Genomic DNA, 2,683 nt, shown 5'->3' on the forward strand with positions numbered 1-2,683 from the left:
CGCGCGCGCCCCCCCCCGCCCCCGCCCGCGGGGGGGCCCCCCCCGCGGGCGGGTGGGGGGGGGGCCCCGCCCCCTCGGCCCCCCCCCCCCCCCCCCGCTTACCAGTTTGGGCCACTTTGCGCAGTTTCGGGCTAGGCCATCTTGATGTACAGGGCTATGGCCAGCTGCTCGTCAAGCGCCTGCATCGACGTGAAAGACCCACTGCCGATCGGGTAGTTCACGGGATAGTGGTTCTGTGTCGCGTTCTCGGCTGCCTGGGACAGGCCTCCCCAGTTGTTCTCCAGATCCAGGGACGTCAGCTGGATGGCGCGCGACCCGCCGTTGATGACGGACGAGGACCCGGCGTAGAAGGTGTTGTGGTTGCGCATCGCCTGGCCGATCCGGTAGGAGATGAAGTCGAAGCGGGCACCCTCGGAAAGGGCCTGGACAAGGATGAGCAGGGCCCGCGCCTGGTCCTGACTGTTGCCCCTCGCCAGGTCGGTGATCGAACCCTGGATGGCGCCCATGGTGATGCCGAGGGAACCGCGGTCGACCCCAGCGGCACGCTCCATGTCGCCGTAGTTGAGCCAGGTCCTGTTCTGCGTTTGACCGTTCTGCCCCGCCATTGATCCGGGACCGGCATTGTCCAGCCGGACGTACTGGCGGGTGTTCTCGTTGAACCAGCCGGTCACGTACAGGTTCCGCGCGTTGATGATCAGAGTGACCCGGGTCTGGCCCACCGACAGGGTGAGGGGGAAGTAGTCGTTGCTCGTGTGTGTGACACGGATGCTCTGGTAGATGGACCAGGCGCTGGACCGCCCGCGGATGAAGTTGATGATGGCGTCGTACTGGTCGGCGTCGACGTTCGTCATGTCGAAGCTCATGCCATCGGTCGGGTAGTCCGCGCTGGCCAGCTGGACGTGCCCGCCCAGCGACTGGTGCTGCGCACCGGTGGTGAGGTTGCCGCCCAGGCCGGCGAGGGCGACGGCGCCGACGAGGGCCGCCGGGAGTACGGCCGATGTACTGAGCCTGCGGAAGATGTGTGCTCGGGACATGATCTGCGCTCCGTTGTGCGTGGTCGGTGGGCCGACCGAGGAAGGAGATGAACTTTGTCGAACGGCGTGCGGGCCATCGTTTTCCGACGTGACCGGACACCGGTACCCGGAGGTGACCGGGCCCGCCCTGCGGGCCAGGCCCGCTTCAGGAGGATCGAAGGGCTCCCACGGCGGTGTGGGGCTCTCAGCGCTCGTGAGGGTCTGAGCGGCACCGGATCGGAGGTTCACGGCCTTGCGGGCGTGGGGGCCCGCAGCCGAGACAACAGGGAGCGCTTCACGCCCGGGGTCTCCAATGCCTCGGTCGAGGACATGGTGGCCTCCTTGGGATGGTGTCGGATTCCGGCCGGGGCGGGTGTTCCCCGGCCGGACCCAAGAAGACCGGCCGTATGTCTCAGTGGTCCGGCAACGGTTCGGCGACCGCATCACAACGTGGCCGCCGAACAATTGACGTACGGCTGTTACAGAGGCGTCCCCGCTTCGTCCGAAGCGGTGCGTGGTGGAACCGCCGCCTGCCCGGCGCCACCACGCGGACTCCGGTCCACGCCGACTGACGTTCCGTCACATGTCGCAGCCCTTCAAGCGAACCCCACGGCGACCGCCGCAGCCCGCTGCCCGTCCCGCTTCCTTGCTGTTCAGCGGGAACCTCGAGCGGCATCCGTACACCGGCCGGACATAGCTGGAGCTGTCGACGAAGCACGGCGGCGCCGCGACGTCGAGCTGACCGAGCGGATCAAGTGTGCGGCCCTGTTCTCTTTACAGCCATGGTGAACGGGCATGTAGCGCTGTGCTGCTGGGGGGATCTCGCGACGGCCGACCGTCGGCTGGACGAAGCCGAGGAACTGGGCGAACGACCGGACGACGCGTCGGTCCGGCGTACATTCAGGGCCGCCGCGGCGCGTCCGCGGCCTTCCAGGGGCGGATGGCACAGGCCGTGCCACCCTGTACGAGGAGGTGCTGGCCGCTCACGACAAGGCGGGCGAAGCACCACAAGGGCTGTTCTGGCTGTTCCAAGTGGTGATCGCCCAGGTCTTCCTCGGCAACCAGTGCGCGGCGGAGGAGGCCGGCGGGCGCGCGGCGCTGACGCGAGCCGCGCTGGAGATCCTGCCGGGCTTCAACGACTAGACAGGGACCGCGGCGGCACTGGCAGTTCTCACCTGGAGCACCGCGTCCCGAGGCGACCACGAGCGGGCGGCACAGCTGCTCGACGCCGTGCACGCCCTGACCCGGACATCGTCGTCTGCCCCGTCTCCACGCTCGGCGGACACCGCGCCCGCTGCGAGGAAGCAGCCGTCTCCGCCGGGTCCCGCCGGATACGACAAGGTCCTCGCGGAAGGCGCCCCGCATGACAGCCCGGCCCGGGCCATCGCCCTCGCCCTGGACACCCGCCCCCGTAGCCTGCAGCGGAACGGCAGGTCGCCGCGCTGGTGGCCGAGGGCATGACCAACCGGCAGACAGCCGCCCAGCTGGTGCTGTCGCCACGCACGGTCGGCGGCCACATGGACGGCATCATGACCAAGCTCGGCTGCAGCCGCGGGCCCCCCCGCCCCCCCCCCGGGGGGGGGGGGGGCGCGCGCCCCCCGCCGGGGGGGCCCCCCGGCCGGCGCGGGCGGGGGGGGCGTGAGGCCGGCGGGGGGGGGGGGTGGGGCGGG

3 protein-coding genes are annotated in these 2,683 nt (G+C 70.4%); 2 read left to right on the plus strand and 1 reads right to left on the minus strand.

Annotated features, from left to right (window positions below):
- Positions 1-131: 131 nt before the first annotated feature.
- Positions 132-1,034 carry a ribosome-inactivating family protein gene (locus ACFXC1_RS39345; RefSeq protein ID WP_381252086.1) on the minus strand — a complete coding sequence of 301 codons (903 nt, stop codon included), beginning with the start codon at positions 1,032-1,034 and terminating at the stop codon, positions 132-134.
- A gap of 951 nt (positions 1,035-1,985) precedes the next feature.
- Between ACFXC1_RS39345 and ACFXC1_RS39350 the strand changes: the two genes are divergently transcribed.
- Together ACFXC1_RS39350 and ACFXC1_RS39355 are read left to right on the plus strand one after the other, a co-directional pair.
- Entirely contained in the window at positions 1,986-2,156 is a 171-nt protein-coding gene (locus ACFXC1_RS39350; protein WP_381252088.1) for a hypothetical protein, read from the plus strand.
- A gap of 314 nt (positions 2,157-2,470) precedes the next feature.
- The coding region (locus ACFXC1_RS39355; RefSeq protein ID WP_463294414.1) for a LuxR C-terminal-related transcriptional regulator at positions 2,471-2,683 on the plus strand (213 nt) is incomplete at its 3' end.

This window comes from Streptomyces hokutonensis, from assembly GCF_042751305.1.
GTDB classification, from domain to species: Bacteria; Actinomycetota; Actinomycetes; order Streptomycetales; family Streptomycetaceae; genus Streptomyces; species Streptomyces hokutonensis_A.

What these genes read in the sequence shown, in the direction of transcription:
- ACFXC1_RS39345 (WP_381252086.1), bottom strand. Translation starts at nt 1,034, where the DNA reads ATGTCCCGAGCACACATCTTCCGCAGGCTCAGTACATCGGCCGTACTC.